The following is a 6,263-nucleotide window of genomic DNA, read 5'->3' on the forward strand; positions in this document are numbered from 1 at the left end:
CGCGACTTGAACTATCGGCGGCCGGCAGCCAAGCTTTGCTAACAAGCCTTACTCGGCCGGCATCGCCACCGGTCGCGCCGCCAGATGGCCCGCCAGCACCACGCCCAGACCAATGATCGGGAATGCCGCCGCGACCACGCCGAGGTCGGCCGGTGCGCCATAGCGCAGCACCGCGGCGCCGACCACGGCACCCAGTGCCACGCCGAGATAGAGCGCCGAAGCGTTCAGCGACAGCACGATTGGCGCGGCATCGGGCGCCAGCTTGATGATGCGGCTGGCCTGCGCCGGCGGGAATGCCCAGCCGACGATGCCCCACGGCACCATCATGGCCATCAATGCCGGCCCGGCGATCTCGCGCGGCAGGAACATCGGGATCAGCGAAAACGTGACCAGCATCGCGGCACTCAGCGCCAGTGACCAGCAGACGGTGCGCGTCGCGCCGAAACGGTCGGCGGCCTGACCGCCGCCGATATTGCCGATGACCGCGCCAACGCCGAAAGCGAGCAGCATTCCGGGAAGCGCGATCGGGTTCAGTCCGCCGCCTTCGATCGCGAGCGGCGCGACAAAGGCAAAGACGGTGAAGGCGCCGATCAGGGCCAGGATGGTCGTCACCAGGATAGGCATGACGCCGGGGCGAAGTGCCGCTGCCAGCCGCATCCGGAGCGGCAGCCTGGTGCCGACGATGCCGCGCGGCAGCCGGTACCACAGGATCGCGCCGGCGAGCGCACCAAGGCCGGCGATGGCAAAGAAGGTGCCGCGCCAGCCGGCAACCGTCGCAACGAGCGCGCCGAGCGGTGCTCCGACCGCGACCGCAACCGTAGTGCCGCCGACGACCACGGCAATGGCGCGGGCGCGGTGATGATCGTCGACAAGCGCAACGGCCGTTCCCTGTGCGGTCGCCGCGAACAAGCCTGACGACAGCGCCATGACGATGCGCGCGATCAACAGCAATTCGAAGGAGGAGCTTAGCGCCGCGGCGACGTTGCCCAACACGAAGAACACCAGCGTCCACAGGATGACGCGGCGCCGGTCCCATTCGCCGGTCAGCGTTGCCAGGATCGGCGTGCCGATCGCATAGGCGAGCGCAAACGCGGTGATCAGCGTGCCGGCGAGCGGAACGGAGATGGCGGAATCCTTTGCAATGTCGGGCAAAAGGCTGGAGATGACGAAACCTTCGGTCGAAATCGTGAACGATCCGAGCGCAAGCCAGATGAGGCGCTTATCCATGGCAATTTCCTTAGTTCAAAGGTTATTGAACAATTGGACATAACAGGGCATGATGTCAATAAAGCCGCTGCAAAATAGCCGAACCATCCTGACAGCCCGGTGTCAGGACGGGGCGACGGGACGAAACTATGTGTCCATTAGCCACGAGAGGAGATGCGTTGAAATCGGCTCCGAATGTGCTTAATTCCTGGGCATGACCTTGCCCCATCCCACCGCCGACCAGATCAGCCTGCCGAACGTGCTTGCCGTGCTTGGCGACCCGACGCGACTGGCCATCGTGCGCTATCTCGCCAGCAAAGAGGGCGTTCCGCTGAATTGCAGCCGGTTCCTCGATCTCTGCTCGAAGACCAATCTGAGCTACCATTTGGCCAAGCTGCGTGAGGCCGGCGTCACCCGCACCGAGGCGGTTGGAACCAGCCGGCTGATCACGCTGCGTCGTGACGATCTCGACCGCCGCTTCCCGGGCCTGCTCGACAGTGTTATTGCCGCGGCCGGCGACGCATCGTTGCCGGCGGTCGGCGGCCACGAGATCGAAGTCCGCGCCTGAACGACCCGAAGCTGGGTTCCGCTCTCGCCCGCCTCGCGAGGCGAGCAAAGTAGCTTCACCCGCCCTCCAGCCATTCCAATTAACGGAGCCTGCCATGCGCATTGCCGTCCTCGCCGACATCCACGGCAATGTCCTGGCGCTCGACGCCGTGCTCAATGATCTGCGGCAGCGCGGCGGCGCCGACCTCATCGTCAATCTCGGCGATTGCGTTTCCGGCCCGCTCTGGCCGCGCGAGACCATGGAGCGGCTCGAGACGCTCGACCTGCCGACGGTGCGCGGCAACCACGACCGCCGCGTTGCCCGCGACACCGCCGACGAGACCATGTGGCCGTCCGACCGCTACGCGCAGGAACGGCTGACCGCAGGCCAACGCGAGGCGCTATTTGCGCTGCCCGTCATGCTGGAGGTGGCGCCCGGCATACTCGCCTTCCACGCCCGGCCCGACCACGACGAAAAATACCTGACTGACGCGATCGTCGACGGCCGGCTGGTGCGCGCGCCGCTGGTCGCCATCGAGCGGCGGCTCGGCGCGATCGATGCCGCCTGCCGCATCATGCTTTGCGGCCACAGCCATCGCAGCGAGCTGGTCCGCATTCCCGGCGGTCCGGTCATCTTCAATCCGGGTAGCATCGGCTGCCCCGCCTATGACGATTCAACCCCGCCGGCGCATGTCTCCGAACAGGGTTCGCCGCACGCCCGCTACGGCATCGTCGACTTGCATCCCGATCGTTTCGAATCCATCGCCGTCGACTATGACCATGAGGCGGCGGCGTATCAGGCCGAGCAGGCGGGACGGCCCGAATGGGCTCACGCGCTGCGCACCGGCTTCATGCCGGGCTGAGCTTGCTCATCCCAGGCTGAGCTTGCTCATGCCTAGCTGAACGGATGACCGCCTTCGAGCGGCAGAAGTCGCGACCGGTCCAATCTTCAGTCGTCAGACGCCGATCGCTTCGATCGCTTGGCAGGACGTCGGGCGCTGGCCGCCGAAGTCTTGGACGTCGAAGTCTTGGACGTCGAAGTCTTGGTCGCCGAAGCCTTTGGCCGTGACGTCTTGGGCGCTAGTTGCGTTGGGTTGAAAGTCTGTGCTGGGGCGGATTCGGAACCGGCCCGAATGTCGGCGTCGCGCACCTGCTGGCCAAAGTTCAGGCCGGTCAGCTCTTCAATCTCGGCCACCGTCGAAAGGAACTCCGATACCCTGGCAATTTCAAGCGGGTCATCGAATGCCTCGGCACGCTCGCCGAACGCTTCGGGCATCACTTCCAAAACCGGCTTCTGGTCCGCAAGCAACGCGATGGCGCGCAGGCCAGCTTGATCGGACCACAGCGCGATCTTCCAGAACTTCAGCGGAACATGGCTGTCGAAGCGGTAGGGAGGATCGTCCTCGCCGAACACTGGCCCGGCAAACACCGTGACACGGCCTCGCGTCGTATAGGCGTTGCGCAGCACATAGGTTTCTACCGCGCGCCATCTCAACTTCCCTTTGGAGCCGGGATGGTTAAGCGAGCTTCCTTGATTGAAGAAGCCGACTTGCGGCGCAGCATTGGTATAAAAGAACGTGTCGCGTTCTGCCGCGACCGCCTCCTGATCGACGCCCCATGCGGGGTCGCCGCGAAGTGTAATATGGCCCTTCTGGAACATTCGAGCGATTCGTTCCTTGGATTTTGCGACGGGAAATCCAGGCACATTCTGGCTCGAATAGAATTCCTGGTTCATCTGCTCGCCAAGGTCGATGCGCCGATCCGGCCGGAAAGCATCGCTGGCTTCCGAACCGGAAATCGACTCCACCCCCAATTCGACAAGCGACGGGTTGTCGATGACCGTCTTGTCCTCACGATTGACCGCCTTGGTGCGGGATCCATCGATATTGCAGGCGGTGACGAAGGCAAGCCTGCGATCGGCGTTCATCAAGATCGAAAAATGATGGTAGCGCAATTCGTGTGGGTCCTCTCCCGGTTTGGCAAGAAGGTTTTTGGCCAACCGGTAGGGTGAATTGGCAACCGTCGGCATTGCCAGGACAAAGCCCGGTATGAAGCCGGGCTCATACCCTCCACGATCGTCGAAATCCTCTGTTTTCCAACCCGCGGCCTCGGCGATGGCCACCTTCCCGGGTTCGCTTGCCGGGCCTTTGCCGTCGTTTAGTCTCGCATCGCCTCCGTCGATCAGCGGCGCCCGGACATTTATCTCGACGGGAAAAGTCCAGGTGACCGAGCCATCGGCATTGTGTCTCGTCGCCGGCGGATTGCGATCCGGTTCCGGCCGCTGCACCGGCTTGTCCGGCACATCTTCGCGAATATCGGCGTTCAGCCGAACTGTCTCGTCCATCATGCGCGGCATGCCGGCCCAAATCGCCAGAGCTCGCGAAACCGCCGATGCCGAGGAGCCCGGCAGCTTGGACTTTCTAGCACCCAGATCGTCAACGATGGCGCTGATCCGTATGCCTTCGTTGATCTCACGCGCAAGCGCATAGCCACCTATGCCCGTCACCTCGTGGAACGGGCCGGCCCAATGGTGCAGGGCGATAGGTTCCCATTCATTGTTGAAGACCGGGGAGCCGGACGAACCCTGTTCGGTGTCGGCGACATAGTGCAGCACTTGCACCGTTTCGTCGCGGGCCACCAGCCGGTTTTCACGCAACACCAGTTCCTTGAAGCGGCCATCGGGATGCTGAACGATGTTGGCGATTTCGCCGAGCATATGCTTGTCGCGCGCATCCGACAGCGAGATAAAACCGAACTCCCCCAGTTCCTTTGGACCGGAACGCCGCTCGCCAACTCCGATCAGCGTATAGTCCAGACCCTCTATGCTATCGGTCACGAAACAGGATTCAGGATCGAACAGGAACGTCGTCGGCGTACGCACGGCATTCGCACCGTCCTGCTCATAATCGAACTGGACCTGGAAGCGCCGGGAATCCGCCGGCGACGAAATCACATGGTTGTTTGTGAGGAACAGCCTTGGCCCGACCAGAAAACCCGATCCTTGTGGATTGCCGTTGAGAAAGGCAACGCGGCCAACCGCATCGGCAGCACGGCGCCCACGCTCGAGGAATGCGATCCCGATGAAATCGAGCGTTGGGCCGAGAATTGCCTCCGGCCCTGGCTGCTTGGCGGCGGCCTTTCTTTCCCCGGCAGACCTCATGTCGATCGCTGCCGATATCATCTCCGCTTCGGTGCGGCTGAGCGACGCCTTTACCTGCAACCTGTCGAGGCGCCTGGAGAGGGTCTGTTCGGCGGCCAGCGGATTGCCGTTGGCGATGTGACCAAGTGAAGCCTCAATCTCGGCGCGCGTTTTCTTGATACGCTGGCGAACTATGTTTTCCACCTGCGCAAATATTTCAAGGTCGACCATATTTCCCTCCTCAACCTTACTTGAGAGAGTGCATATTTACATGAAATGTGCAATATTTTGCCGGCTGTTAGTTCACGGAAGTGGCCTGGTCGCGATTCAACACGCGGCACCTTTTCGGGCTTACACAGCGCCGTCTCGTCGCCTATAAAAACCGGCTGGCGTGCGATGGCGCTTTCGTGCCTGGCCGCGCCTTCGGCAATTGAACCTACCGCCATGGCAGATGATTAGGCGCACAGTAACACTCCCGACGACGCTGCTTGCGATGGTTGCCGCTCGCTGATGCTGGCGGAGTTGCCGGCCAACGGCCAGGAGCCGGAGCCCATTATCTCGATTGTGACGGGTCTTGCTCCGGATGATCTCCTGAACGTGCGCGCCACGGCGTCGGCCATGGGCAAGATCGAGGCGCGGCTGCCGAGCGGTTCGAGCGTGAAAAATCTCGGCTGCGGCGACATCAGCGGTTACAAATGGTGCAAGGTTGAAGACATTGACGACCCGAAGCTGAGCGGATGGGCTCCCGCACGCTACCTCGACCCTATCAATCCCCAGCAAGTGACGCCCCAGGCGGCGGCCGATACGGAGAGCCCTGCCTCTCAACCGCTGCCCGATCTGACAACGCGCCTCGGCGCAACCGGTCCCGAAACGACGCTGAACTCCGCTGACGCAATCGGCAAGGTGGCGATCGAGGACGCTTACCGCCTGGCCCTGGCCGCTGGAAACCCCTCGACTGGACAGGTTGATGGATCGCCGCCCGTGGCTGCGGACCCCGTCCGGAATTTCGGCGCGGTCAATGCGGCGCCTCCGGCCGACGCGCAGACCGTTGCGCGGCTGCAGCCGCCGGGGACACCGGTCCCAGGTGCTGGCAACGTCATTCCTTGTGCGCGCTATCTCGGCCAGCCAATGACCAGCTGCAAGGCAGGCGTCGCGCGCACCGGCGACAAAACCGACGTGACCGTGACCTGGCCCGATGGCGGCACGCGCATCATCAGCTTCCAGGCCGGCAAGCCGGCCGGTGCGGACGCGCCCGGCGAATTCCGCTTCACCCGCGAGGGCAGCCTGAACATGATCCGCGTCGGTGCTTCCGAACGCTTCGAGATCACGGACCAGTTGGCGCTGGGAGGCTAGATAGATTCGAGACGCCGGC

The 6,263-nt window shown here is 63.2% G+C and carries 5 protein-coding genes; 3 read left to right on the forward strand and 2 right to left on the reverse strand.

Annotation, left to right across the window (positions count from 1 at the left end; genetic code table 11):
- Positions 1-48: 48 nt before the first annotated feature.
- Positions 49-1,227: an MFS transporter gene (locus NKJ32_RS28335; protein WP_352829562.1), complete on the reverse strand. Its 1,179-nt coding sequence runs from the start codon at positions 1,225-1,227 to the stop codon at positions 49-51.
- 193 nt (positions 1,228-1,420) lie between these two features.
- On the opposite strand from NKJ32_RS28335, the gene NKJ32_RS28340 reads away from it, so the two are divergent.
- Both NKJ32_RS28340 and NKJ32_RS28345 read left to right on the forward strand, forming a co-directional pair.
- Positions 1,421-1,774 (forward strand): ArsR/SmtB family transcription factor, encoded by a 354-nt coding sequence (locus tag NKJ32_RS28340; RefSeq protein ID WP_352457526.1) that lies wholly within the window; start codon positions 1,421-1,423, stop codon positions 1,772-1,774.
- 94 nt (positions 1,775-1,868) lie between these two features.
- Entirely contained in the window at positions 1,869-2,615 is a 747-nt protein-coding gene (locus NKJ32_RS28345; protein ID WP_352797505.1) for a metallophosphoesterase family protein, read from the forward strand.
- An 86-nt stretch (positions 2,616-2,701) separates the two neighbouring features.
- On the opposite strand, the gene NKJ32_RS28350 is transcribed toward NKJ32_RS28345, so the two are convergent.
- The gene (locus NKJ32_RS28350) at positions 2,702-5,122 is read right to left on the reverse strand and encodes a DNA/RNA non-specific endonuclease (RefSeq protein WP_352829564.1); all 2,421 of its coding nucleotides are present in this window, start codon (positions 5,120-5,122) and stop codon (positions 2,702-2,704) included.
- Positions 5,123-5,401: 279 nt separating this feature from the next.
- Here NKJ32_RS28350 and NKJ32_RS28355 point away from each other — a divergent pair, with 279 nt between their 5' ends.
- Positions 5,402-6,244: an SH3 domain-containing protein gene (locus tag NKJ32_RS28355; RefSeq protein ID WP_352829566.1), complete on the forward strand. Its 843-nt coding sequence runs from the start codon at positions 5,402-5,404 to the stop codon at positions 6,242-6,244.
- The last annotated feature ends 19 nt before the right edge of the window (positions 6,245-6,263 follow it).

Origin of the sequence: Mesorhizobium sp. M0159 (assembly GCF_040322295.1) — a bacterium.
Taxonomy (GTDB): Bacteria; Pseudomonadota; Alphaproteobacteria; order Rhizobiales; family Rhizobiaceae; genus Mesorhizobium.